Below are 25,041 nucleotides of genomic sequence, written 5' to 3'. Positions count from 1 at the left end.
CGGCGGCGGCGGCGGCGGCGGCGGCGGCGGCGGCGGCGGCCCGCTCAACGGCCGTGATCAGCATCGGGTTCCGGGTGGCCCAGGAGCGCCGGCAGCTGGGACTTGGCGAGAGCGACCTTCTCCGGTCCGGCGACCTTCCTCAGCATCTTCACCGCGTCCCGGTCCTTGAGCCGAGGTACGGCGATGTGCTCCGCCTCCAATGCGAAGGGCGGTCCGGACGCGATGACCAGGAGGAAGACCTCTGGGGTGGCAGGGATGAGATTGCGGACCTGCGCGACGGATGAGGCATGGCCAATCACCACCAGCGCCCTTCGGCCGGCTGTCAGCCGCCGGTACAGCTCTTCCCGCCCGGCCTCCGTGGGCGGAATCCGTTCCCGCTCGACCCCCATTTCCAGCAACAGGCGCAGCAGGACGGCCGGTGGCCCGGGTCCGTTCTCGGCGGCTGCGTTGCGGAGATCGACGTAGAACTGTCCGTCGGGGTATCGGGCGAGCTGGCCGACACCCCAGTACAGACCCACCGCGGTGGGTCCGATTCCGGGCGGCCCGTACAAGAGGGCAACCCGTGGCCGTCCCTCTGCCGACCGGACCGCTTCTCGTGTCAGCTGCTTCAGTACCCGCTGGCGATCGGTGAAATTTCAAGTGGCAGGCGCTAGCCCGGCGCCCGGGTGCAATAGCAGCGCGGATTCCGGCATGCTCCGCAGCAGCTGAGCCCACTCGTCATTCTGCCGCCCGTCCTGGCCCAGCCGCGCATGCAGCTCCCGTGCCAGCACCTCCCACCCCATCGGACTGGCTGGAGACGGAGTCTCACGCCCCCAGTGTCCGTCTCACCAGAGCACCCGTGGACACAAGCACCTGCTTGCCCATCTCCCCCGCGGCACCATTTCCCACTGCGGTGAGGAATGCGGTGAGCGCCCCCACCGTCACGATCTCGAACACGCCAGCCCCTCCCCCGGTGGTCCCGTGCTGCGGTCCCTGGCCGGACTGTATCCCCGCCGAAGAAGACCGGAAAAACAGTTCCTGACTTCGCTCGCGCTCCTGAGGGCCATTCAGGAAGTCTTCTGTCGCCGGTGATGCCCCTGGCACGGAACTGAGTACCTGATCACAACGCAGCGTGCATCGGATGCCTCACTCGAACATGAGTCGCTGACCCGGAAACCGTTCGCCCCAGGTCAACCGAGAAGTAGCTGCCCCTCACGCAGGCTCCTCGCTGCCCTGCGACCGGGGCCCTCCGCTTCCTACGCCCCCCCCCCCGCTGATTTGGTGGCCTGGGTGAGCGGGGGGTCAAAAGGTCTGCAGCACCTGCGACTTCAGCCAGCACGCGTGCCAGGTCGGCCAACGCCTGCCGGGAGACACGAAGCTGCTCCCGAAGCTCGGCTTCGTGTTCCCACCCCTGCTCATGCATCTGAGGGGCTACGCCGGCCGGTCTGGCTGCTTCATGTTCGGCGAGAGCGGGGTGCCAGCGTGTCAGAAGTGGACGTACGACCGCATTGAGGACCGTCACTGCCAGCGAGCCGAAGGTGATCTCGCCTTGCCGGCTACGGGGCGCAACGTCTGGACCGTAGCGGCGCAGGATTTCGCGTGTGGTGTTGAAGAGCGTGTAGTGCGAGGAGAGCGCTTCGCGCAGGACGCCTTCTGCCGGGCCGAGTTCGATCACGCTCACACGGGTGATCAACTCGACGTACAGCTCCCAGGCCGCTTTCCGTTCGGCGTCATCCGGGCGCCACGTGCCGCTGATCTCTCCGACGAACGGCACCGTGAACTTGACGGCCACCTCCGCCGGTCGGCCCATGCCTTTCCTCCTCGGCACGCATTCCCCCCACGTCACGTCGCGCCCCAGCCCGGCCCGCCACGATACTGGACCGGATCACCGGTCGGGCAGACTGCCTTGGGCCAACGTAACGAGAAGGGAACGGGATGGATCGGCAGACGGGCGAGGAGGACTGGGACGTCTTCATCAGCTACAGCCGGTCCGACGCCGACCTGCTGGAGCCCCTGGTCCCCGCTCTGCGTCGCCGTGGACTGCGGGTGTTCGTGGATGACTCCTCAGTCGAAGATTTCGCCGGCATCACTGCCACCATCTCCCATGCCCTGGCCAGGTCGAAGGCTCTCCTCGCGCTGTATTCGCAGGAGTACCCTCGCCGCCGTGCCTGCCAGTGGGAATTGACCTACGCATTCCTGGCCGGGCAGCGTGAGGGAGATCCCCGGCGCCGCATCCTGGTGATCAACCCCGAGCAGTCCGCCGACCATGTGCACCCGCTGGAATTGCGCGATGCGCGACACTGGCCCGGTATCAGGGGCGAAGCTGCCGCGAATCTGCTGGCCGAACGTGTCACGTCCTATGTCAGGGATTTGAGCGGCCCGTTGGGCGGCGCCCCGGGTCCGGCGAGCTTGAGATGGCTACCCGCTCCGATACCGGCCGGATCCCGCCGCTTCACGGGCCGGCTGGCTGAACAGTGGCATCTCCACACGGCGCTGCACCGACACCGTGCCCCTCTGGTCTCCCAGGCAGGCCATGGGAGAACCGCGGTAGTCCGGGGGATGCCAGGCATCGGGAAAACGCTGCTCGCCCAGGAGTACGCGCTCCAGTTCGCGCCCTCGTTCCCCGGTGGCATCTTCTGGTTCGACCTGCACAACGTCGGCTCCCATGCGCCCGACCGCACGCTGGAGAGCTATTTCCGTCAAGTACGAACGGTGGCTTCAGCGCTCGGCATCGAAGCGCATTCGCGCTCCTTGCCTGCGCTGCTCAGTCACCTGGCCGTCGCATTGGGAGAGCGCGATAAGCCCTGCCTGTGGGTACTCGATGGTGTCCCCGACGGCCTGTCCCGAAAACAGCTGGCCCTGCTGCACGGCCCCCACCTGGTCACCGCCACCCTGCTCACCACCCGGTCCCGCCACTACGGCTCCTCCACCGAGGCCCTCGACCTCGGCCCCCTCCCCGACGCCGATGCCTACGATCTGCTCACCTCGCGCCGCCGTCCTACGGGCCCGGCGGAGCGTCTGGTCGCCGATGAGGTCCTTCGTGACCTCGGTGGCCATCCCCTGGCGCTTGACCTTGTCGCCGAACGAATGCTCCACGAGGATCTGTCGCGCCTGCGGCGGCTGCTGCACAGCAATAGCACCGATGTCCTGCTGCGTTGGGAACGTGCTTCTTCCCCTCAGCGGCCGGCCGTGCGAGCGCCGCTCTCCTCCACGCTGCTGCCGCGCAGCATCAAGGCACGTACCGCAGCCAACGACATCCTGCGTGTACTCGCCATCGTGCACCCCGCCACTCTCGGTGAAGGCCCGCTAGAGCAGACCCTGGCACTGGTCGACGGCCTTCGCCCAGCAGAAGCAGCTCATCGCGTGGCCGAGGGGGCCAATACCCTGATCGGTGAAGGCATCGCCCGCCCCTCGTCCCCTGACACCCGCGCATGGAGCGTTCACCCCCTCGTCGCACGAGCCGTCCGCCGTCACGACGAAGACGTCGCCAGGCAGGAGGACCTGCGCCAGGCACTGCTGCACACTCTGGTGCAATCGTGGCCGGCTCCTATCCTGGAGAACCGAAACACTCCGACGAGGGCACAGGAGTACCCCGTGCGTTCCCAGTCGCCGACTTCTTCCAACGATGTGGAGCGGGCAGTCGCCTTTGACCTGCAGGTCGAGCTTGCCCTGCGGGTCGGAGTGCAGCCCCTGGCCGAGGGCCAGGGCTCACTCAGAGAAGCCCTCACCTCGCTCCACTCCCTCTTCACCGCAGCGCGGGACGGCCTCCACCGCCTCGGCGCCAACGCTTCCGCTTCGCGCCTCCCCCAACTTGTGGCCGGCCTCGTCAACGACCAATTGCGCCCGTTCCTCAGCACCTGGCACCCGGCGCTGGAGGTCCACGAAGCCGCACGGCCGGACACCATGAGCGCCGTCGAACACGAACGCCGCTGGGAGCACGCGGCTGACATGCGCAACGCCCTGTCCGCCTTGCGGGAGCCCCTCACCAACATCACCGCTGCACTGGGAGAGCTATCGGGGGCCGACCTGCTCGCCGCGGGGCACTGAGTGAACGCGAGCGGCCGGGCCTCTACCGCTGCCTTCATGAACGCGTACAGGTTCGTGGCGAAGCCAGCCGTTTCCCTGGGAGCCGTCTGGGGGAGAAGTCACTGACTGTAGGGCCTGGTGACCCAGTTACCGAACTCCTATTCAAATAGGTGTGCAGACGTGCGTATGTCGGCCAACGCTGCGGGTACCACGCGCACCGCGTCGCTGATCCATAACCGAGTGCACTGCTGAGGAGACACGACCGTGCACACTCGGGCCCGACCTGCTCTGCCAGGTCGGGCCCGTGCATCACAACTCACCACAGGGACCGGGCCCAAGGAGCAGCTACTCAGCGTTAGGTGCGTAGCTCCATATCGAGATTGCACACTCTGTTGACGCCGCCTCCCTCGGGAGGGACGGCTACAGCTAGTGCGTCGCGAATTAGAGGCTTTGACCTTCCCGTGGTCATGCAGTGCCGCCTGTCGGTGCCGCGAGAGGTCAATTCGCGGCAGGCCATTGCCACGTCCGATTTGCGGGGTAATGTGACTGGCGTGAATAACTTGCAAACAGAGGTCCACCTGGCGCTCAGCGGCCGCATCACCTTCGAGCAGGGCATCAGTGTCGCCCAAGCTGCCCAAGTGATAGGCATGCTGCATTCCCCGGCGGCGACCGAGCATCCAGTCCCACGCCCCGAGCCTCCTAGCCTCCTCCCATCGGCTCCCTTGGAAGCGGAAGAGGAACCCCGAGAGGCTCCAGCACTCGAAGCAGCGCCCCGCCCGCGACGCGTCGAGGGCCCGAGGCAGTCCCTGGAGTTCTCCGGCGCGAAAACCATCGCGGAAAAGATGACCGCCTTCGCCGCCTATCTCACCCAGGAGGAGGGGCACGAGACGTTTACCCAGAGTGACATCAAGCGTCTTTTTCAGCGATCGCGCGAGCGTATCCCGTCGCACTTTTCTCGAGAGTTCGACCGCGCCGTGCGCGCAGGATGGATCCATGAGGGAAGCGTCAAGGGTGAGCACTACCTCGGGGACGCCGCGAAGGATGTCCTTGGAAGTAAGTTTGATGGCCTTCGGATTAAGCGTGGCTCCAAACGCGACGGCTCCAGTTACGCGGCGCAAGCAAGCGGAAAGAGGAAGCCTCGCTCAGTGCCCACACCAGAGGCATTCGCGGATCTTGACCAGATCCCCTCCGAGATGGAGGGGATCATGCCCTACCACCGAGTCAAGAAAAAGCGGGACAAGCTTCTCTGGGCCCTCAAGCTCGCCAAGGTTCTCGGTATCGGGGGCCTGCAAAACTCGGAGGCCACATGGCTCACTGACAAGCTGGGCGATGCACTACCGACAAGAGATATGAACGGTCACTTCACCGGCCTCCGCCGTGTCGGTTTCGCCAACCGCTCAATGACGGACAACAGCATGCGGATCACGGACGCGGGCGAAGAGTACCTCGAATCGCTGTAGACACGGGTCCCAGAACAGTGCAGTCCCCTTAGACAACACGTGCAAGCTCTCGGGAGGCGCACGCCAGCGTCGGCCTGCCAGAGGCGCAGACACTGAGAACTCCACGCTTCTGGCGGCTACGAGGCGGGAAGCGCAAGCCCCAGAACGAGTTGAGCAAGTGCGCATCGGCGAACGAGCCGCTGCCCAGCCAGCGAGAGCTGCATCCAGATACTGCTGCACCGGCTCGAACAGCCCGTACGGGATGTGCTCGGAAATCTCCCCATGGGGCACTCAGGCAAGCTCGGCCAGTTCCTCGTCATCCGCGACATAGGCCGTTCCCCCGACCGCCTCGCAGGCGGTGTAGGACATCAGTCGGCCCGTGGCCGGGTGGACGCGCTCACCTAGCAGCCTGACGGCAGAGACGCTCAGTCCGGTCTTCCTTGATCTCGAACTGACGGTTAACGGCGTCCGCCGGCATGCTAGCCCAGCGCAAGAAGTCACTGCCCCACGTACGAGGCCGGAACGATCCCTCAGGCTCCGCCTGACGGGTCCGAGCGTACTCATCCTGGTCAGCGACTGCGCCCCCTAGAGCGTGCCTCTTTGATGGGTAGAGGGAACCGGCACTGGAGGATGAAGCGTCCATTTGTACGCAAGATCGTTAATGGGCGCAGAGGAGTTTGAGATGACCGGCACGGCCACTCGTTACCTCTATCTCGTCCGGCATGGCGAGGCATCGCCGGACGAGAGCGGGCTGACAGAGGACGGCCGTCGGCAGGCCACGCTGCTCGGCCAACGCCTCCGGGGCATCCCCTTCGCAGCTGTTCACCACGGTCCGCTGCCGCGGGCAGGGCAGACCGCACGCCTGATTGGCGACCAACTGAAGAACGTTCCTCTGCACGTCTCGGAAGTTGCCGGTGACTACGTGCCCTACATGCCAGGAAGGGACGAGCTTCCGGCGCAATCAGCAGACTTCTATCTCCGCTTTCTCGCTGGTGCCACTGCCGAGGAGCGGGAACACGGTCCTGGGCTGGCTCGCCAGGCGCTGGATCTGTTCACCGGGCCGGTGGACGGCGAAGAGGACCGGCATGAACTGGTCGTCACCCACAACTTCCTGGTCGCCTGGCTCGTCCGGGACGCCATGCATGCGCCGAAGTGGCGTTGGCTCGGCCTCAACCACTGCAACGCTGCACTCACGGTCATCCGCTACGCGCCCAGTCGGCCGGCTTCCGTCCTCATATCCAACGACATGCGTCATCTGCCGACCGAGCTGCGCTGGACGGGCTTTCCTCCCGAGTTGCACATCTGAATGCGCCGCCAGGCCGATGCCTTGGGTGATCGCGCCAGACGATGGCTGAGACAAGCGTGTCCCTTCAGAGCGTTGGTGAGTTGATCGGATGTGTCTGTCCGGTTAGTGATCACTGATCAGACGTGGGGCCGGATCGAGCCGCTGATGCCGGCCGATCCGGTCCGCGGCAGGCGGTGGGCCGACCACCGCCGCACGCTGGAGGCCATCGCGTGGAAGTACCGCACCTGCTCGCCCTGGCGGGACTTGCCTGACGAACTCGGCTCGCTCCGAACCGCTCACAAGCGGCTGATCCGATGGGCCGTCGACGGCACCTGGGAGAGAATCCTCGCTGCTGTCCTGGCCTCGGCCGATGCTGACGGCGACATCGGCTGGACCGTGTCCGTGGACTCCACCGTTGCCCGTGCTCACCAGCACGCCGCCGGAGCACTCAAAAGGGGGCGACAAACCGAGCAGAGCCCGCTGACCACGCACTTGGACGCTCACGCGGCGGGCTGAGCACCAAGGTCCATCTGGCCGCGGACGGCCATGCAAGGCCCCTGGCCTTCAGCCTCACCGCAGGCCAGGCCGGTGACGCGCCGGCCTTCGAGACCATCATGGCGCGCATCCGCGTGCCGCGACCCGGTCCAGGAAGGCCCCGGATCCGCCCCTTGGCCGTTCTGGCGGACCGCGCCTACTCCTCCCGCGCCATCCGTAGCCATCTATGCCGACGGGGAATCCGCGCGCGCGGTCATCCCACAGCCGGCGGACCAGGTCGGGCACCGTCTGCGGCGCGGCCGCCGCGGCGGCCGCCCGCCCGGCTTCGATACCGAGACCTATAAGCAGCGGAACACTGTCGAACGCTGCATCAACCGCCTCAAGCAGTGGCGCGGCCTGGCCACGCGATGCGACAAACTCGCCATCGCCTACCAGGCCGCCCTCCACCTCGCCGCCATCCTCATCTGGGCACGACGCTGACCAAAGAGACAGAACCTAGCTGACCATCACGCCGCACGGCGGACAGTAGCGCGACGTGCGAGCTGCTCCTAGCAGAAGCAGTGGCCAGCCGCTGGGCCACGGCCGTCCGACTCGGCATGGCGGAAAGGTGGTCTGGTTTGAGGTATCAACCAGCAAGCCGGGCTCGGTGAACGCCCAGTGAGCCCACCCTCGCCCGGACGGCTACTGGAAAGGCACCCGCTGAGATGACCGCGGCTGCTGGAAGCGCTATCTACTCAGTCAGGCGCGCGGCATAGACGCTCGACTTCTGCCCGGAGGGTGGCATTCTCTTCCTCCAGCTCGGCCTTCGTCCGACGACCAGCGGGAGCAGGGCGCGACATCGTGTTCCCAGACATGATCTGCGGCACTGTCGGCGGCTCAGCCAAAAGCCCGATCACCTCAAAGACCACAATCACCGTAGGATTCTCGGCGCATTGGGAGCAACGGATGTCCGTTGTCCTCCCATCAGGGCAGCTCTCGCGGCGGTGTCACTCGACCTCTTGAATATGGCCACAGTAGAGCCGTACTCGCCGCCTCATGTACTCCCACGAGGGTGGCACCGCACTGAGCTCAAAGAGCTCCAGCATCTCCCGGATCTTCTCCTCAGACCAGCGAGGCGCCTTAGCGAGATGGTGCTCCACCCATGCGGCTATGTCCTCGGCCTCGCGCTGACGACGGTGATCGGCTCTCGAAAGTTGATATTCACCTAGAGGAAGCCCAAGGCTCTCGTACTCGATCTTCACCCCGGCACATTAGGCGTGCCGGGACGTCCCGTGGCGACGCGTTGCCCTGTTATCACTCGAACGAGAAACCTGGGAGCTCCGCCGGGATCCCGCTCCCTCGGTTAGCCTCTCAATACTCATTCAGCGAGCCTGAGTTCAGCAGACAACGCCGCTGGTGGCGCGGCAGGTGAGCTACTTCTGCTTCGGTTTCCTGGCGCCCTGCGCGATCACGCGGGAAAGGCGAGTCTCGATGCTCTGTCGCACCCCTACATGAGGCAGTGACCGCACCGTTCCCTCGCGACACACGCTGCATTGCCGTGCGTCGCTTGGAGCGGGTTTTCGCGGCTGATCCCCTCCCAGACCCCCTCATCTGGCTCCATCACCCATCCCCAGCCCGCCTCTCGGTGGCTCTTGTCGGGATGGTGGTTGCACTTGCCGGGCAGGTGCGCCACGCCGTGGGGAGAGATGAGGACCATGGCGTACCGCGGTGGCGCCGTTCTAGGGCGAACTAGCACTTCATCTCCAGCTGTTGCGCCGTTGAGAGACCTCGAAGCATCCATGGCATAGATCCTGCCAGCAAGCTCCGACGTATAGGAAAGCTGTTCTTCACGCGTCCCTGGAAAGTGCTTCGCTTGCGCACACCAGGTCATCGGCAAAGTCGCAGAGAAAGCCAGCCACGCCGACCTAAGTCGCGGATCTTGCCGTCGTCGTGCCCCGCTCCGGCGCCGTGCCCTAACAGCCGGTAAATCACGGTCAATACGGGTACCACCCGGCACTCCGCACTCTGCCATGTAGTGCACGTTTACGCAGGTCAGAGGCGAAAGGCAGCCACAAGTGCCATTGACTCCCAAGCTCAGAGCACGGGTTCGATTCGCGTCACCCGCTCCATAGTTGAGGTCCCGGGCACTGGCCTGGGCCTTGGTTGTTGTCCAGACCTGTCGAGGGCCGGCGCGCCCTCCGCGTGCCCTATCTCGCGGAAGTGCACCGCCCGCAGAGCCGCCCCACACCTGATAGCGGTGTGGCCGTACTCATCACCAACAGCCAGGCTCTTGCCATGGACGCGGTCGTGGCGCTCGGCGGGCCCAGCTTCACGTGGGCGCGCCAGCGCCGCCCTCGGGGCAAGGTCGAGATCGGCGAGACGCGACCACCATCGATCTCACGGTCCTCGTGGACTACGGCTTCGGCCAGCACCACTCCGACCGTCAGGCGGCAGCCGCTTCCCTACGGCGGAAGTCGTCACCGGCACCGGGCATCCGGCAGATCGTTCTCGGGTAGTAATGGCGACATGTCTGGCGAAGTCGGCGACAACGATTCATCCGGTTTACCGCGTCCGGTCATGACGCAGGAGTCCGATGACGCGCGAGACGTCGATCCCTTGACGGCGTTCCTCGGCTCGGCCTTCACCACCGCCTACGCGATCGCTGCCCCAGCCGCTGGTGAGAACCCGTTCGCGCGTGCCACTCGGTCCTGGGGCCTATCGGCCATCGGCATGGCGGAGTCTGCACTCCGAGCCTGCGGGGTCTCTTCCGCCAAGGGCGCGCTGGCGCAGGGCAAGGTAGCGCTGGGAAACGTGGCGCTGGGACTCGACCTGGACGCATACGATCCATCGGACTACGACGCCGTGGCGGACCAGTTGGAGCCTCTGGAGGCGCTGCTGGACGCTCTGCCCACCGATGAGAACGGGATGCGGTGGCGCCACGCCGACGGTGCTGTGCTCTTCGCCTGCGAACGGACCGTGTCCGTTCCGTACGACGAGTTCGTCTCGCGGGTGGACATCAGCCAGGCCATCCGGCTGACGGCCGACTACCTCGGCGGGTGTGTCGTCCCGGTCGACCGGGACGAGGCGGGCCGGATCATCCGGCAGGCCGAGCGCAGCATCGCCCTGCCGCAGCCGAACTACCTGGCCTTCTTCGGCGCCGACATGCTCGATGTCTGCAAGCTGGAGTCGATCTGCCGTACAGCCGGCGCCCAGTGCCTGAGCTGGTGTGCGGTCCGTAGTCCCAACGATTCTGCTGTCCTTGACGACGGTTCGGTGACCTTCGCCCGCGCTGACGGAGGTGCCCGCACGAAGATCGTTATCCGCACCCATCAGCAGTTCACGCTGCCGCTGTTCTTGCGGATGGTGGACTTCGACGCGTGGCCAGGTGTGCCAGGTGTGAAGAACCTGCTCGTCGAGGACGCCTACCGCCGTTTCTTCACCACGACGCTGGACAACTTCGAGGCGTGCTACCAGGGACGCCTGCTAGGAACCGGCTCAGGGCGGGACGAGGGCCGCCCGCGGCCGCTGAGGGGTGCGGCCTGCCCCGACCACGTCGACGCCAATGGATTCCGTCACTTCGCTGCCGTCCGGCCGAGGGCCCGCATTCTCACCGCCGTGCCGGGTAGCACGCACCGGCCACCCACGAACTGCTGAAAGGTGCCGTTCTTGGCAGCTACGACGGGGGACTATCCGTACGCGTTCCACATCGCGCTGGACGGGAACGGGCTCAACGGGCTGGAAGGCCGTGCCGGCGTGTGCGTCTTCCATTACGACCCGCGCACCGAGCGATACGCGTACAAGATCGAGTACTACGACGGTGTGGCGGGCGGCCATGCGGTCAGTGTCAGCCCTGACCGGGCGGTCGGCTTCCTCGGTAACACCGGTCAGCACCTGATGTTCTACGACACCTCGACGCTGGCCGAGGTCGAGCGCGTCTCCACGCTGCGCTTCGAGCCGACCGACACTTCGATCAAAGGCACCACGCATCTGGTCTGGCTGGACGCGACGCAGGCCGTGGCGGCCATCGGCGAGCACCTGTGGCAGTTCGATCTGAGGCGGCCGACCAGGCCCGAGCGCCTGGGCCCGCACGGCGTGCTGCTGCCCCATGCAATGAAGACCACCGCCTCCGGCCGCTACGTCGTGTACGGCGGCATGGATCATCCCCTGCGCGGCGAGGCGCGCGAAGTGGGCATCTTCGACTTGGAGAAACGGACCCGCCGTCGCGTGCAACTGCCCGCCACCTGCTGGCACGTGGCCTGCCACCCTCGCGACGACCGCTTCTATGCCCTGTCGTTCCGGGTCCTTCCCCAGGACGGACGGGACTGGCACGAATGGGCAATGGCGTATTTCAAGGAATACGTCTTCGAAATCGATGCAAGGACCGGAGAGGTGCTGCGACATTGGGCCTCCGGCCAGGAGACCCCGGCCCACATCAACTCCGATGTCTGCATGTCCGACGGCGAGCTGATCTACTGCAACGGCGGCAGCGGCACCATCGTGATGATCGACCTGGAGAACTTCTCCTCGTTCCGCATCATCGACGAACGGCCCGGAATGGCCGATCAACTCCGCGCCGGACGCCAGTCCCTACGGCAGATCACCGACGCTCTGACACGGGGATCGCCGACGGCGAGCAGCCGCCACTTCCTCGCCGCGCTGCGCGTATCGCGCGGAACCCTGCTCGATTCGGTGTACGCATGCCAGCTCTCCGCCGACCAGTCGCTTCTGTTCACCGCCAATCGCGGACTCAACACCATCACCGTCTACGACTACCCGTCGAACACCGTCCGCCTTCGCGTGGCGATGCCGGAACTCCAGGAGTACGTCGATGGGCTTCCCTGGTGGGAGGACCCACGACTCGGCTTCCACCACAGCACCCTGCTCAGCCCGGCTCCGCAGACACAGCGGTCGACGGATTGAGCGCTGCGGTCTGCCACGTAGGGCCCCTGACCCTGCAGACCGCCCCGCACATCGTCATCCCGCGCTCCAGAACGCGGACACGGACTCCACACCACAGAAGCATCCGTTCACGCAGGCAATCCGCACCTGCCGACGGCAGCGCCCTCGACACCAACCAATGCCCCACTGCTCGCACGACGCGCCCTGCCAGGGCTGCGCAGACCACCGTGCCAGGTAGACCGGTAAACAACGGTCAACAAGGGGCAGAGATGCAGCCGGAAATCCCGCCCCCGTTGCAGCGTATCCGCTGGTCAGAACAACATTGAGCACCGGAAAGCCCCCTGATTCCCAAGCTCAGAGCGCGGGTTCGATTCCCGTCACCCGCTCCGGCGTTAAGACCCTGGTCAGCGGAAGGACGCCGATCGCGTCCGCATGTCACCGGGGGGCTGACCGCCACGCCACCGATGCCCGTGACAGGCTGAAACAGCGCCTGGGGCTGAGGCCCGAAACCCGCCCTGAACAGGCAGAACACCGTGGTTCGTGGTTGCAGTTTTGGTTGCATTCACGGGCGTCCAGCACCGTTCACGAGCCCTCCCAGCGCCCGCTCCGCCGAAGGTCAGGACGCCCCCGCCCGTCCCTGAACCCCCGGACGAACATTTGGAAAGCGTGTTGGGGGGCAACCCCTCACGAGTTCGAATCTCGTATCCTCCGCCCAGCCTCACCGGGCTGAACGAAGGCCCCGACCGGGAAACCGGCCGGGGCCTTCGTCGTGTTCCGTCTCGGTCGATGCCGAGTGGGCTGCTGCCGGCGCTGTCGGGGGCACCCCCGCTCTCGTCCGTCTGCCCGCCCCGGAGGGCGTGGCCATGCGTCTGTGCGTGGCCGGCTCTACGCCTGACGGAGTCGGGCGATGATGCCGTCGAGGTCGCGGATGGCCATCTCGGGGCGGATGAAGTGTCCGCCGGGCTCCTCGTGCCACTCGTGCGGGATGCCGGCTTGGTCGAGGCCGGCTCGGAACTCCCGCTGGCCGGCGAGCACCTCGGTCTCGTTGAGCAGGTCGAACGGGTCGACCGGGGTGGGACTGGTGCCGGCGACCATGAAGACCCGCTTGTTGCGGTAGCTCTCGATGTGCTCCATGGGGTTGTCGGCGCTGACCCTGGCCTCGTCGAACGGCTCGCCGTAGATCGTGCCGCCGCCCAGGTCCAGGGCCGCGGAGGACACGTTGGCCCAATGGGCGACCGCGCTGAGGTCGCGGCGCAGGCTGGGCGGGCCGGAGTGGGCGCTCACCGAGGCGAAGTGGCCGTAGTACTTGGCTGCGTACTTCAGCGCGCCGAAGCCGCCCATCGAGAACCCGCCGACGGCGCGGCCGTCGTACTCGGCGTACGTCCGGAAGTTCGCGTCGATCCACCGGAGCAACTGGTCGATATGGAAGGTCTCCCAGTCCCGGGGGCCGGTATTGGAGTTGACCGGGTTGGAGTACCAGCCCGCGTGTCCGCCGTCGGGCATCACGACGATGATCGGCTTGCCGGCGGTCCAGGCGCGGATGCCGCCCTCCGGCAGCCGGTCCCAGGTCATGAAGTCCTGGTCGGTACCGCCGCCGTGGAACAGGTAGAGGACAGGGTAGGTGCGTCCGCTGGTGTGGTAGTCGTCAGGGAGCAGGACGTTGACGGCGGGGTCCCATTCGATCGCGTCGGTCGCGAACCGGTAGTACCACATGCGGGGGTCGGCCTCGTTGCGGTCCTTGATGGTCAGCCCGAAGCCGTCGTCGGCCGCACTGGCTGCACTGGCCGGCGACGCCGTCGCAAGGACGCCCGCGCCGCCAAGAGCCATCGCCGCGGAGATTCCGCCGACGGCCTTCAGGACACTCCTGCGGGTGGAGAGGTGCTCGCTCAATATGACCTCCTGGTCGGGAAGTTGCACGAACGGTTCGCTTGCTGCGGAACACTCGGGTACGTCATGGTGAGTTCCCCCGTGGCGGGTGCCGTGGAGCCGGCCGAGCCCGCGCCCGGTGCCTTCCCTCTCTCGCCGTTCCCTTGCTTCCCAGCGGTTCTCGGTGGTGACTTGCCAACCCTTGCGGGAGGCGCTGAAATGCCGATGAAATCTCGATGATGCGGGGGAGCGGAGGCTTCGGGATGGACGGGGGATCTCATCAGCGGCTTCGGATCGCGGTGCTCGGGCCGGTGCGGGCCTGGCGTGACGGGACGCCGCTGGACCTGGGGCCGGTTCGGCGGCAGGCGGTGCTGGCCTCGCTGATGCTGCGTCCGGGCCCGCTGGTCAGCCAGGAGCAGCTGCTCGTCGGCGTGTGGGGTGCACAGCCGCCGAGGTCCGGTCGCCGGGTACTGCCGAGCTACGTCTACCCGCTGCGGAAGGCGCTCGACGCGGAGGGCGCCGGACGGACAGGGTCGGTGATCCGCAGTGGCCGGGGCGGATACAGCTTCGTCAGCGACGGAGTGCGGCTCGATGTGACGGAGCTGGCCGAGCGGGTCGGTGAGGCGCAGCGCGCGAGGGCATCCGGTGACCTGGCCACCGCAATGGACCGGTTCACCGAGGCGCTCACCCTGTTTCGGGGCGAGCCCCTGGCCGGGCTGCCGGGGCCGTTCGCGCAGGGCGAGCGGCAGCGGCTGTCGCAGCGGCAGCGCACGCTTCAGCAGGAGAGGCTTGAGTGCCTGGTTCTTCTCGGCCGGTCCGCCGACGCCCTGGACGACCTCGCCGCTGTGTCCGCTCTGCCCGAGTCCGATCCGTACGACGAGTCGCTGACAGCGCTGCGGATGCGCGCCCTGTACGGCAGCGGACGCCAGGTGGCCGCGCTGAGCGCCTATGAGGACATGCGCGAGCGGCTGCGCGACCAGCTCGGGGTCGATCCCGGCGAGCAACTCCGCCGGGTGCACCAGGCGGTGCTGCGCCGGGATGACGAGCAGCTCCTCGGTCCGGCGGTGGCGCGCTCTGCCGCTCCGCCGGACCGGCCCCGGCCCCGCCGCGCGGTCAACGAACTGCCGGGCGACACCGGCCGCCTCATCGGGCGGGAGCGCGAACTGGCGCTGCTGACCGCGTCCTCGCCGCCCGAATCCGTGTCCATCGTGGCGGTGGACGGCACTGCCGGCGTCGGCAAGACCGCGCTCGTCGTCCACGCGGCCGGTGCGCTGCGCGTCCACTACCCGGACGGCTGCCTGTTCGTGGACCTGCGCGCGCACAGCACGGGCGGGCAGAGGCAACCGCCGCAGCGAGTGCTGCGGCGGTTGCTGCGGTCGGTCGGCGCAGCCGACAGCGAGGTGCCTGACGACCTCGACGAACTCACCGCGGCCTGGCGGGCCGCGACCAGCTCGCTGCGGCTGCTCCTCGTGCTCGACGATGTGCTGAGCGCGCAACAGATACGGCCGCTGGTGCCCGCCGGGCCGGGCAGCATGGTGATGGTGGCCGGCCGGCGGCGGCTGGCCGGACTGGACACCGATCGACGAGTCACCCTGGAGCCCCTGGAGACGGGCGATGGGCTGTCCCTGCTCAGGCACATCGTCGGGGAGGAGCGCGCGGACCGGGAGCCGGAGGCGACGCGTGAGCTGGTCCGGCTGTGCGACGGGCTGCCGCTGGCGCTGCGCATCGCCGGGGCACGGCTGCAGACCCGCCCTGCCTGGACGCTGGCGTACCTGGTGGACCGGATGGCGGGCGACGAGCGCCGCCTCGGCGAGCTGAGTGCCGGGGATCGCAGCGTGGAGGCGACCTTCCGGCTGTCGTACGACCAGCTCGCGCCGGCGCAGCAGCGCGGATTCCGTACCCTGGGCCTGTCGCCGACGGTCGAGTTCGACCCGCTGACATCAGCGGCCATGCTGGGTTGCTCGTCCCGCGACGCCGAGCAGACCCTGGAAAGCCTGGTCGACGCGAGTCTGCTGCAGCAGACTCGTCCGGGCCGCTACCGCTTGCACGACCTGGTTCGGGTGCACGCGCGGCGGCTCGCGGAAGCCGCACCCGCCGAAGCCGGCGCGGCCCGTACAGCCGTACTCCGCCTCTATCTGGACGCGGGCCGGATCACCAGCGACTGGGGCGAGGGCGGTTTCCCCACCGGGCCGCAACCCGCCGGAGCGCCGTTCGCGGACTGGAAGGACGCCGGCGGCTGGCTGGACGCGGCGAGCGGAGAGCTCGTCGACGTCGTCGGGCACGCCGTAGCGCTCGGCGAGGCCGACTACGCGTGCTGGATCGCCGAGGCCCTGAGCGACTACTTCGTACGCCGGGGCCGTTACCACGAGTGCCGAACAGCCCTGGAGATCGCGCTCGCGCACGCGGACGAGGCCACCGACCGGCGGATGGCCCCCGCACTGCGGAACTGCATGGGCATCACCGACATCTATCAGGGCCGCATCCTCCAAGGGCACGCCTGGTTCACCGAGGCGCTTCACCTCAGCCGCCACCGCGCGGACCGGCGCGAAGAGGCGCGGGCCCTGGCCGGGCTGGGGGCCGCCGACCTGAATTCGGGCCGGGCCGAGCGGGCAATTCCCTGTCTCACCGAGGCAGTTGAGCTGGCTCAGCGGCTCGACGACCACTGGCTCGCCGCGATGGGGCTGTGCGTACTCGGCGCCGTCCACCACAGCCAGAGGCGATGCGAGGAGGCGCTGGCCTGCTTCGCCGCCGCCCGCGCCCACGCCGAGACGAACGGCAGACCTCGCATGATCAGCATGGCCTTGGGCAACGCCGCCGGCGTCCACCTCGACCTCGGCCAGTACGGTGAGGCCAAGATCCTTTACCGCCACGCGGCGGACCTGGCTCAGCGGGTCGGGGACGTCCTCATGCACGCGATCGTCCTGACCCGGCTGGGCGCGGCAGAGCATGGAGAGGGAAACCTGAGCGCCGCGGCGGCCCTCCACCACCAGGCTCTCTCCCAGCACCGGACGCTGTCCCCACTCACTGAACCCAACTGCGACCGGCTGGAGATGGACATCCGTTACCGGCTGGGCCGCACCTACTCCGCGGCAGGCCGCGTCGCCGAGGCACGAGAGCAGTTCCGGACCGCGCTCGCCCTGCCCGGAGCCGATGAGCATCCTGAGGAGCGCGCGCTGGCGATCGCGGGCCTCAAAGAGTGCAAAGACTGCTAGCCCGTAGGTCGGCGTAGATGCGGCGTCGCCACCATGCAGGCCGCGCCTCTGATCCCCCCCGGGCTCCGGAAGGCGTGAGCGAGTCACCCGACCCACGGTTCGGGCCCTCGTCGCATTCTCTGCCCAGGACGGCAGATGTGGTCCGCGACCGATTCGCCGGTCGGGGCTCTCATCGCGGTGATCACTTGCCGGCCGGTGCGACCCGGCCTGCTCAACCACACCTACGACAACGCGCCGGCCATCGACGGGAAATTCGGCACCGGCACGGAGACCGCCGTACGCGCCGTCCAAAAATGCAGCGGCCTCACGCACGACGGTCAAGTGGGGCCGCAGACCCGGGAATTCCTCGACGCTCCCATGCCGGGCTGCGGCCGCTGAGGGCCTGTCCGGCCGAGGGTCTGGGCGGCGGCGGTGTCAGGTGGGTGGTGGCTGTTGGGGGACGGATTCGCCGGCTTCCTCGTGTTGTACGGCTGCGTTCACCGCGTCCGGGGGGATCGCGAGCCGTACGGCGGTGTAGTGCACGGCGAGGCTGAGGGCGATGACGATCGCCAGGTCCCACCAGTTGGGGAGGGCGCCGGTGCCGCCGTACCGGCCGAAGTGGGCGATGAGGACCATGCCGCCCAGCCAGGGCAGCACCCAGGCGGACGATCTCCAGCGCAGCCCGCTGCGTTCGGCGGCGGGGATTCCGCGTCGGGTCAGCGCCAGGACGGCGAAGCCGAGCAGGGCGGCGATGCCGAGCTTCCAGTCGGCCTCGTAGCCGGACCAGTAGAAGATCAAATTGGCGAAGACGAATCCCGCGGGGGCCAGTACCGACCAGGCGGGCAGCCGGTAGGGGCGCGGCCGGCCGCCGTCGCGGACCCGGAGGGCGTGCAGTGCCACCGGTGCGAAGGCGTACATGACCGCGGCCGCCGAGGTGACCAGGCCCACCAGCGCCTGCCAGCTGGGGAACGGCAGGAAGGCGAGCTCGCCGACCACGAAGGCCAGGAGGATCGAGACGACCGGTACGCGGCGGCGGCCGATCCGGGCGAGGGGTCTGGGCAGGACGCGCTCGCGCCCCATGGCGTACGACAGGCGGGCGGCGCCGGCCATGTAGACCAGGCCGGTGCCGGCAGGGGAGATCACCGCGTCGACGTAGAGGATGGTGGCCAGCCAACTGGCCCCGACGACGGTGGCGAGAGTGGCGTACGGACCGAAATTGCCCTCTCCTACGGGATGGGCCCAGCCGTGGGCCAGGGCCGCGGGGTCCAGGGCGGCGATGAAGGCGGCCTGGAGCAGGAGGTAGAGCACGGTGCCGATCGCCATGGCCACGATCACCGCCCGCGAGACGTCACGCTGCGGATCGCGGGCCTCACCGGCCAGCTGGATCGCCTGCTCGAAGCCGAGCAGCGCGAACACCACACCGGCGGGCAGCGCCGCGAAGACGCCGTGCGCCCCGTTCGGGGCGAAGCCGCCGCCGGCGGTGAAGTTCCCACCGTGGAACGCCAGCGTCATCAGGACCACCACGGTCAGCAGGGGTACGGCTGTCTTGATGACGGCGGTGACCGAGTTGGTGGAGGACAGCAGCTGCACTCCGAGGACGTTGATGAGGGTGAAGAGCAGCATGAAGCCGGTCCCGATCACCAGGCCCGCGGCGGTGAGGGTGCCGTTGGCGTGCAGCATGTGGACCCGGTCGTGGATCCAGCCGATGCGGTCCAGGTAGGAGAGGGTGGCCTCCACCTCGATCGGCGAGATCAGGACCGACCGCAGCCAGGACATCCAGCCCGCGGTGAAGCCGACCAGCGGACCGAAGGCGAAGAACGGGAACCGTGCGGTGCCGCCCGCGACCGGATATGTGGCACCCAGCTCGGCATGGGCCAGCGCGAGCACCGCCAGCATCGCCGAGGCGAGCACCCAGGAGACCAGTGACGCGGGACCGGCGATGACGGCGGTGGTGAGCGCCCCCAGCAGCCAGCCCGAGCCGATGATCGACCCGAGCGAGATGAACATCAGGCCCCAGAACCCGACCGCTCTGCGGAGGTGGCGGGCTCCGGCGGTGCTGTCACCTCCGGCTGTGTGGGGCTTTGTCACGCGCGCTCCTGGTTCATCACATCACCATGGTGGGGCCGGGGAGCGAGCCTCGCTCGTTTTGGCGCCTTGTGTGGTGAGTACTCGTGGCGTCACGGAGCGCACCCATGCAGTGGCTGCATGGGTGCGCTCCGGACCGTGGCTCCCCGGGTGCGCCCGGGCCCCGTATGCCCCCGAGGGCTCCGGGGCTCCTCTGTCGTCAGCGACCCCCCGACGGCCGCACCGCGGCATGCGACGTGCCGTTGCGGGACGGGGGATGGGCGTGGAACAGCGTCGCGTACAGGCCGTGTTGGTCGAGGAGTTGGGGGTGGGTGCCTGATTCCACCAGGCGGCCTTGGTCCAGGACCAGGATGTGGTCGGCGTCGGCGGCGAAGTCCAGGTCGTGGGTGATCACGATGGTGGTGCGGCCTTCGGCGAGGCGGCGTAGGGGCGCGATGATGCGCTGGGTGGCCAGGGCGTCCAGGCCGGTGGTGGGCTCGTCGAGGATGAGTACGGGGGCGTCGCGGAGCATGGCGCGGGCGATCGCGATGCGCTGGAGCTGGCCGCCGGAGAGCCGGGCGGTGCCGGGGGCGATGACGGTCTGGTAGCCGTCCGGGAGGGCGGCGATGAACTCGTCGGCGTCGGCTGCCTGTGCGGCCTGTACGACGTCGCTGTGGGTGGCGTGGTCGCGTCCGCAGGCGATGTTCTCCTCGACGGTGTCGTGCAGGACGAGGGTTTCCTGGGGCAGGAGGGTGATGTTCCGGCGGAGGTGGACGAGCGGCAGCCGGTTCACGGGGATGCCGTCCAGATGGATGCTGCCGGCATCGGGGTCGTAGAACCTCAGCAGCAGCGCGGCCAGGGTCGACTTGCCGGCGCCGCTGGGGCCGGTGACGACCAGGATCTCCCCGGGGCCCGCGGTGAAGGAGAAGTCCCGGAGGGCCGCGTCGGGGCTGCCGGGGTAGCGGAAGGTGACCCGGCGTGCTTCGACCTCGCCGGCCGCGCGGTGCGGTGCCGTGGCGACGGCGGAGGGGTCCGGGTCGGTGACGGCGGGCCGGACGTCGAGGATCTCCAGCAGTCGCGCGGCTCCGGCGGTCGCCTCGGTGGCCATCAGGCCCAGCTGGCCCAGGGAACGGATCGGCGGGTAGAGGTAGCCGATGAAGGCGGCGAAGGCGAGGAGCTCTCCGAGGGACATCCGGCCCGCGGCGATCTCCCATACGCCCAGGCCGATGATCGTCAGGACGCAGAGCGTTTCGAGGACCTCTACGATCTGCTCGTAGAACTCGTTGATACGGGCGCTGGACACCGATGCCCTCAGCTGGCTGCTCGCCTCGCGGCGGAGCCGCTCCTCCTCGTCGTGCTGCCGGTTGTAGGCCTGGGTCAGGACGACGTTGACCAGTCCCTCCTCGACAACCGAGGTGATGGCGCCGTCCGCCGCGCGTTCCCGGCGGGACACCTCTTTGAGACGGCCCGTGAAGCGGCGGGTGGTGATCAAGAACAGCGGGGCCAGGACGAAGGTGGCGAGCGCCATGTCCCAGCGCAGCCAGAGGGCGGCAGCGGCGTAGAAGAGGACGCCGAACAGGGCCGTGGCCGCCTGGACCAGGCCGGAGACCACGAGCTGTTCGATGGCGTCCACATCGCCCGTCATCCGCTCGACCAGGTCACCGCGGCGATTGCGCTGGAAGAAGTGTGGCGGCAGCGTCTGGAGATGGGCGAAGACGCGGGCCCGTAGCCGCATGACGAAGCGTTCGGCGGTCCAGGCCGCGAGCGAGCTGCCCAGGTATCCGACCACAGCGCCGGCGACGGCTACGGCGAGCCACTGGCCGGCCGGGGTCCAAAAAGCGCTGACCGACCCCTTCTGCAGGGCGTTGTCGGTGAGTTCGGCGAAGAGAAGGATGGCGACGGTCTCCGCGAGTGCGGCCACGATGGCGCAGACGAAGATGAGGATCAGCCAGCGTCGGTCACCTTTTGTCAGCGGCCAGAAGCGCCGCCAGGCTTCCTTGACGCTGACCCGCCTGGTGCGGATCGGGGCGTCCGCCGTCGGGACCCGGTGTACGCGGCCCTCGCCCTTGTCGGGCATATCGCCGGTCGTGTCAGAGGTATGTCCGGAGGAAGAACCTTGCCCAACGGACAGGAGATCCCTGCCTTGTTGGGGCGGCGCCTCAGTACGTGCTGAGCGCCGGCGTGAGCTGTGCAGGTGCATAGGGTCGCCACGTCAGGTCGGGCAGTGCGCACTGTTGACCGGAGTTGGGCTGTTGACCGCCATCAGACGCAGTGCAGACGGTACGGGCTCCTGACCGACGAGGCGGGCTCGCGGTGTACGCGAGCCCGCCCCGCACTCAGGGCCGTTGGTCAGTAGTAGCCGAATCCACGACCACGACCACGACCGCGTCCGCGTCCGCCGAAGCGCCCGCGCCCGCGTCCGCGACCACCACCGCGACCGCGCCCGCCGAAGCGACCCCCTCCGCGCCCGCCGTACCAGTCATCGTCGTGGCGCCTGCGCCTGGGGAAAAGATTCCGGAAGCTCATGCTCGCCTCCCTGCGTTGGATTGCTTTGTGGTGCGCCGTTTCCAGCGCCTCAACTCCCAAGCTACGACGCATACCTACCTTCAACAAGGCGATATGCGTGAAAATTCAGATATGGGCGGATGTGCCCCTTATCTACCTGCGAAGAGTGCCGCTGAGTAACTCTCCGGATACCGCACGGCGGGAGCGTCCGGCCCTGGAAAATCCGCCTACTTGCGCACACCAACTACCTGCCGACTACGCGTCAACTGCCTGTCGACCACCTTTCGACTCTCCGCCACCTCCCCACGTGGGGAGGGGAGTTGAGGCCGTCAGTCGAGCCGCCCGCCCTTCGCGGACGCCGGCCGCGCCGACACCGACCGGGCTAGCCCCGGCTCGGCCACGGCAGCGGGGCGCCGCATGAACACCGCGGCCACGCCGGTGGCGGCGATGAGGCCGGCGGCGGCCCAGAAGGCGCTACGGGCGCCGCTCAGCGCGGTGACCCCGGTCGGCGGGCCGACAGCCGCGGCGTGGAGGAAAATGGTGCCGAGCAGGGCGACACCGAGCGTGCCGCCGAGCTGCTGGGCAGCGTTGAGCAGACCGGCCGCCGAGCCGGTTTCGTGCGGGCGGACCCGGCCGAGGGCGGTGGTGAAGAACGGGACGGCGAAAAGCCCCTGTCCCAGCCCGCACGCCGCCAGGGCCGCCGGCAGCGGCCAGGGGTACGACGTGGCCGGGCTCGTGGCGTAGACGGCTATGGCGGCCAGTGCGCCGCCGAGCAGGGTGGCGAGCCCGGCGAACATCACGCGGGAGCCGCTGCGGGGCACCAGGCGGGCGCCCGCGATCCACGAGGCGATCGCCATCGCGCACGACCACGGCAGCAGGGTGAGGCCGGCCGAGCGGACATCGGTGTGCGGCCCGAGCCGGAGCTGGAGCACGACGACCACCATCAGGCCGTTGACCACCGCGAAGAACAGCACGGAAGCGGCCAGCGCGGCGGGAAAGCCGCGGTCCCGGAACAGACCGGCCTCGACGAGCGCACTGCCGCCCCGCCGCGTACGGCGACGCTGGTGAAGCCCGAACACCACCATGACCAGGAGGCCGGCGGCGAGGGTTCCCCAGGCCCGGGGCGACCCGCCGGCCCTGTCGCTCTCGATGAGGGGGTGGACAAGCAGACCCGTACCGAGGACCGCCAGCGCCGTACCGGTGAGGTCGAGCCGCGGCCGCCGGGCGGAGCGGTCCTCGCGCAGGAGCGGTGCCGCGGCGAGCACACCGAGCCCCAGAGGGAGATTGACGAGGAAAACCGCCCGCCAGGAGGAGCCGAGCACATCGGCGTGGGTCAGCACCCCGCCGAGTACGGGCCCGCACACCGCGGCCAGGCCCATGACCGGGCCGATGCTGCCCATGGCTCTGGCCAGTTCGTCGCCGCTGAACATGCTGCGGATCAGACCGATGGTCTGGGGAATGACCAGGGCGGCCGCGGCGCCCTGGACGGCCCGCGCGGTGATCAGCATCGCGGGTGAGACGGCCAGCGCGCAGAGCAGCGAGGCGAGCACGAAACCGGCGACGCCGATCCGGAAGACCCGCTTTCGCCCGGCGATGTCGCCGAGCCGGCCGCCGGTGATCAGGAGGACGGCGAACGGCAGGGTGTAGGCGGCGCTGAACCACTGGATGTCGGAGGCGGGCCCGCCGAGGTCGGTATGGATCACCGGTGCGGCGACCGTCATGATCGTGGAGTCCAGCAGGTTCATCGCCTCGGCGGCCAGCAAGGCCGCCAGCGCGGCCCAGCGCCGGTGGTACGGCGCGCCCGGCGACGCCGACAGGTCCTTCGGCATGCGTTCTTCCCTTCGGCAGCGAGTGGTGTCTTCGCGGCCGAGCGTGCTGCCACGTACTGTCTGCGTTCCACCTGTGGCGCAGAGATCGCCGATCTGTTCCATGCAGCCGGGAAGAGTGAAGGATTTATCCATGCATGACACAGTCAGGCGGAACGCAGCCATGCTGGACGAGATCGACCGCGGTCTGATCCATGCGCTGCACATCGACGGGCGGGCGCCCTTCAGCCGGATCGGCGCCGTGCTCGGCGTATCGACCCAGACCGTCGCCCGCCGCTACCGGCGGCTGCGCGCCGATGCCGCGCTCCGCGTCGTCGGACTCGCCGACCCGCACCGCGCGGGCCGGGCCCAGTGGCTCGTACGGCTGACCGCTGCCCCGCACAGCGCCCAGGATCTTGCCCATGCACTGGCCCGGCGGGCGGACACCTCGTGGGTGAAGCTCGCCTCCGGCGGCACCGAGATCATCGCGGTCGTCCACACCCCGGCCGGCGGCGGCCACTCACTGCTGCTGCACGACATCCCCCGTACCGCCGGCATCACCACGGTCTCCGCGCACTACCTGCTCCACAGCTATCTCGGCGGCCCCACCGCCTGGCGCGGCCGCGCCGGCACCCTGACCGAACGGCAGCAGCGCCAACTGGCGCCGGAGGACAGCGGTAGCGTGCCGACCGCCGGGCCGTCACTGACCGACGCCGACCACGCCCTGCTGACCGCGCTCCAGCGGGACGGCCGGGCCGGCCACGCCGAATTGGCCGCGGCCACCGGCTGGTCGCCGGCCACCGTCGCCCGCCGCCTCACCGCCCTGCAGGCCGGCGGCGTGATCTTCTTCGACGTCGAGGTCGACGACGCGTGGTTCGGTGCCACCACCCAGGCGCTGCTGTGGATGACCGTCACTCCCGCACACCTGGAGCAGGTCGCCACCACCCTGGCCGGGCACCACGAGCTCGCCTTCGTCGCCGCCACCACCGGCCGTACGAATCTGGTCGCCCACGCCCTGTGCCCCGACCCGGCGGCCCTGCACGACTACCTCACCCACCGCCTCGGCGCCCTCGGCGCGATCCACACCCTCGAAACCGCACCCGTGCTGCGCACCGTCAAGGGCGCGGGCCCGATCGCGCCGGCCGGGGAGGTCCGGCGGCTGCCCCCGCGGTCCGGGTGACCGTTGCCGGGGCCCGGGGCGGGCCGCGGTCGTACGGCCTCAGGACCGCTTGCCGCGCATCAGGAACAGCCCCACCGCCGACGCTATGAGCACGACGCCGCTGGACACGCTGATCAGGACCTGCTGCACGCCGTCGAAGGCGAAGCTGGTGGAGACATTGACGACGAGGGCCACGGTGAGCACGAACCAGAGCAGGGCCTTCATGGGGGTTCCTTCCACGGGAGTTCCTTGAAACGGGGAGCGGTGAATCGGGGAGCGGTGAATCTCTGCCACCGACAATGCCGTCACCGGGCCGGCGAATCGAGGGAGCGCTCTCCCGAACCGTTGG

18 protein-coding genes and 2 pseudogenes are annotated in these 25,041 nt (G+C 68.6%); 9 read left to right on the top strand and 11 right to left on the bottom strand.

Going from position 1 to position 25,041, the window contains the following annotated elements:
• Positions 1 to 44: 44 nt before the first annotated feature.
• The 3 genes from DY245_RS45995 to DY245_RS08235 all read right to left on the bottom strand — a co-directional run bounded on the left by DY245_RS45995 (position 45) and on the right by DY245_RS08235 (position 1,789).
• A complete protein-coding gene (locus tag DY245_RS45995; RefSeq protein WP_244942911.1) occupies positions 45 to 518 on the bottom strand; it encodes a hypothetical protein in 474 nt (157 codons plus the stop codon).
• Positions 519 to 804: 286 nt separating this feature from the next.
• Positions 805 to 936 (bottom strand): hypothetical protein, encoded by a 132-nt coding sequence (locus DY245_RS47480; RefSeq protein WP_280524955.1) that lies wholly within the window; start codon positions 934 to 936, stop codon positions 805 to 807.
• Positions 937 to 1,099: 163 nt separating this feature from the next.
• Positions 1,100 to 1,789 (bottom strand): hypothetical protein, encoded by a 690-nt coding sequence (locus DY245_RS08235; protein WP_181923576.1) that lies wholly within the window; start codon positions 1,787 to 1,789, stop codon positions 1,100 to 1,102.
• Between the two features lie 125 nt (positions 1,790 to 1,914).
• Here DY245_RS08235 and DY245_RS08230 point away from each other — a divergent pair, with 125 nt between their 5' ends.
• Positions 1,915 to 4,026, top strand: a complete 2,112-nt coding sequence (locus DY245_RS08230) for a tetratricopeptide repeat protein (RefSeq protein WP_128505067.1) — start codon at positions 1,915 to 1,917, stop codon at positions 4,024 to 4,026.
• 530 nt (positions 4,027 to 4,556) lie between these two features.
• On the top strand, positions 4,557 to 5,465 hold the full coding sequence (locus DY245_RS08225; RefSeq protein ID WP_128505065.1) for a hypothetical protein: 909 nt from the start codon (positions 4,557 to 4,559) through the stop codon (positions 5,463 to 5,465).
• Positions 5,466 to 5,654: 189 nt separating this feature from the next.
• Here DY245_RS08225 and DY245_RS45990 read toward each other — a convergent pair.
• Positions 5,655 to 5,882 (bottom strand): annotated as a pseudogene (locus tag DY245_RS45990) (NUDIX hydrolase); the annotation flags it as partial.
• 244 nt (positions 5,883 to 6,126) lie between these two features.
• Here DY245_RS45990 and DY245_RS08215 point away from each other — a divergent pair.
• Both DY245_RS08215 and DY245_RS08210 read left to right on the top strand, forming a co-directional pair.
• Complete coding sequence (locus DY245_RS08215) at positions 6,127 to 6,750, top strand: histidine phosphatase family protein (RefSeq protein WP_128505063.1); 624 nt, start codon at positions 6,127 to 6,129, stop codon at positions 6,748 to 6,750.
• Positions 6,751 to 6,840: 90 nt separating this feature from the next.
• Positions 6,841 to 7,704 (top strand): annotated as a pseudogene (locus DY245_RS08210) (IS5 family transposase).
• 506 nt (positions 7,705 to 8,210) lie between these two features.
• Here DY245_RS08210 and DY245_RS08205 read toward each other — a convergent pair.
• A complete protein-coding gene (locus tag DY245_RS08205) occupies positions 8,211 to 8,465 on the bottom strand; it encodes a hypothetical protein (protein ID WP_128505061.1) in 255 nt (84 codons plus the stop codon).
• A gap of 1,315 nt (positions 8,466 to 9,780) precedes the next feature.
• Here DY245_RS08205 and DY245_RS08200 point away from each other — a divergent pair.
• Positions 9,781 to 10,857 carry a hypothetical protein gene (locus DY245_RS08200; protein ID WP_128505059.1) on the top strand — a complete coding sequence of 359 codons (1,077 nt, stop codon included), beginning with the start codon at positions 9,781 to 9,783 and terminating at the stop codon, positions 10,855 to 10,857.
• Positions 10,858 to 10,869: 12 nt separating this feature from the next.
• Positions 10,870 to 12,123 carry a YncE family protein gene (locus DY245_RS08195; RefSeq protein WP_128505057.1) on the top strand — a complete coding sequence of 418 codons (1,254 nt, stop codon included), beginning with the start codon at positions 10,870 to 10,872 and terminating at the stop codon, positions 12,121 to 12,123.
• An 864-nt stretch (positions 12,124 to 12,987) separates the two neighbouring features.
• Here DY245_RS08195 and DY245_RS08190 read toward each other — a convergent pair.
• Positions 12,988 to 13,992 carry an alpha/beta hydrolase gene (locus DY245_RS08190; protein WP_425329357.1) on the bottom strand — a complete coding sequence of 335 codons (1,005 nt, stop codon included), beginning with the start codon at positions 13,990 to 13,992 and terminating at the stop codon, positions 12,988 to 12,990.
• A gap of 239 nt (positions 13,993 to 14,231) precedes the next feature.
• Here DY245_RS08190 and DY245_RS08185 point away from each other — a divergent pair, with 239 nt between their 5' ends.
• Complete coding sequence (locus DY245_RS08185; RefSeq protein ID WP_244942909.1) at positions 14,232 to 17,180, top strand: AfsR/SARP family transcriptional regulator; 2,949 nt, start codon at positions 14,232 to 14,234, stop codon at positions 17,178 to 17,180.
• 135 nt (positions 17,181 to 17,315) lie between these two features.
• Complete coding sequence (locus DY245_RS08180) at positions 17,316 to 17,558, top strand: peptidoglycan-binding domain-containing protein (RefSeq protein WP_128505055.1); 243 nt, start codon at positions 17,316 to 17,318, stop codon at positions 17,556 to 17,558.
• A 36-nt stretch (positions 17,559 to 17,594) separates the two neighbouring features.
• Here the strand turns inward: DY245_RS08180 and DY245_RS08175 are convergent, their stop codons facing one another.
• The 4 genes from DY245_RS08175 to DY245_RS08165 form a co-directional block, all read right to left on the bottom strand.
• The gene (locus DY245_RS08175; RefSeq protein ID WP_128505053.1) at positions 17,595 to 19,247 is read right to left on the bottom strand and encodes an APC family permease; all 1,653 of its coding nucleotides are present in this window, start codon (positions 19,245 to 19,247) and stop codon (positions 17,595 to 17,597) included.
• A gap of 196 nt (positions 19,248 to 19,443) precedes the next feature.
• A complete protein-coding gene (locus DY245_RS08170; RefSeq protein WP_128505050.1) occupies positions 19,444 to 21,300 on the bottom strand; it encodes an ABC transporter ATP-binding protein in 1,857 nt (618 codons plus the stop codon).
• Between the two features lie 259 nt (positions 21,301 to 21,559).
• Positions 21,560 to 21,706 carry a hypothetical protein gene (locus DY245_RS44175; protein WP_181923575.1) on the bottom strand — a complete coding sequence of 49 codons (147 nt, stop codon included), beginning with the start codon at positions 21,704 to 21,706 and terminating at the stop codon, positions 21,560 to 21,562.
• Positions 21,707 to 22,057: 351 nt separating this feature from the next.
• Positions 22,058 to 23,557 (bottom strand): MFS transporter, encoded by a 1,500-nt coding sequence (locus tag DY245_RS08165; RefSeq protein WP_128505048.1) that lies wholly within the window; start codon positions 23,555 to 23,557, stop codon positions 22,058 to 22,060.
• A gap of 130 nt (positions 23,558 to 23,687) precedes the next feature.
• Between DY245_RS08165 and DY245_RS08160 the strand changes: the two genes are divergently transcribed.
• The gene (locus DY245_RS08160; RefSeq protein WP_244942908.1) at positions 23,688 to 24,713 is read left to right on the top strand and encodes an Lrp/AsnC family transcriptional regulator; all 1,026 of its coding nucleotides are present in this window, start codon (positions 23,688 to 23,690) and stop codon (positions 24,711 to 24,713) included.
• 39 nt (positions 24,714 to 24,752) lie between these two features.
• Here the strand turns inward: DY245_RS08160 and DY245_RS08155 are convergent, their stop codons facing one another.
• Complete coding sequence (locus DY245_RS08155) at positions 24,753 to 24,932, bottom strand: hypothetical protein (protein WP_128505046.1); 180 nt, start codon at positions 24,930 to 24,932, stop codon at positions 24,753 to 24,755.
• Positions 24,933 to 25,041 lie beyond the last annotated feature (109 nt).

The organism is Streptomyces inhibens, assembly GCF_003389455.1.
In the GTDB taxonomy this organism is placed as follows: domain Bacteria; phylum Actinomycetota; class Actinomycetes; order Streptomycetales; family Streptomycetaceae; genus Streptomyces; species Streptomyces inhibens.
The sequence above is the reverse complement of the archived record's forward strand: the minus strand, read 5'-3'. Positions and strand labels throughout refer to the sequence as shown.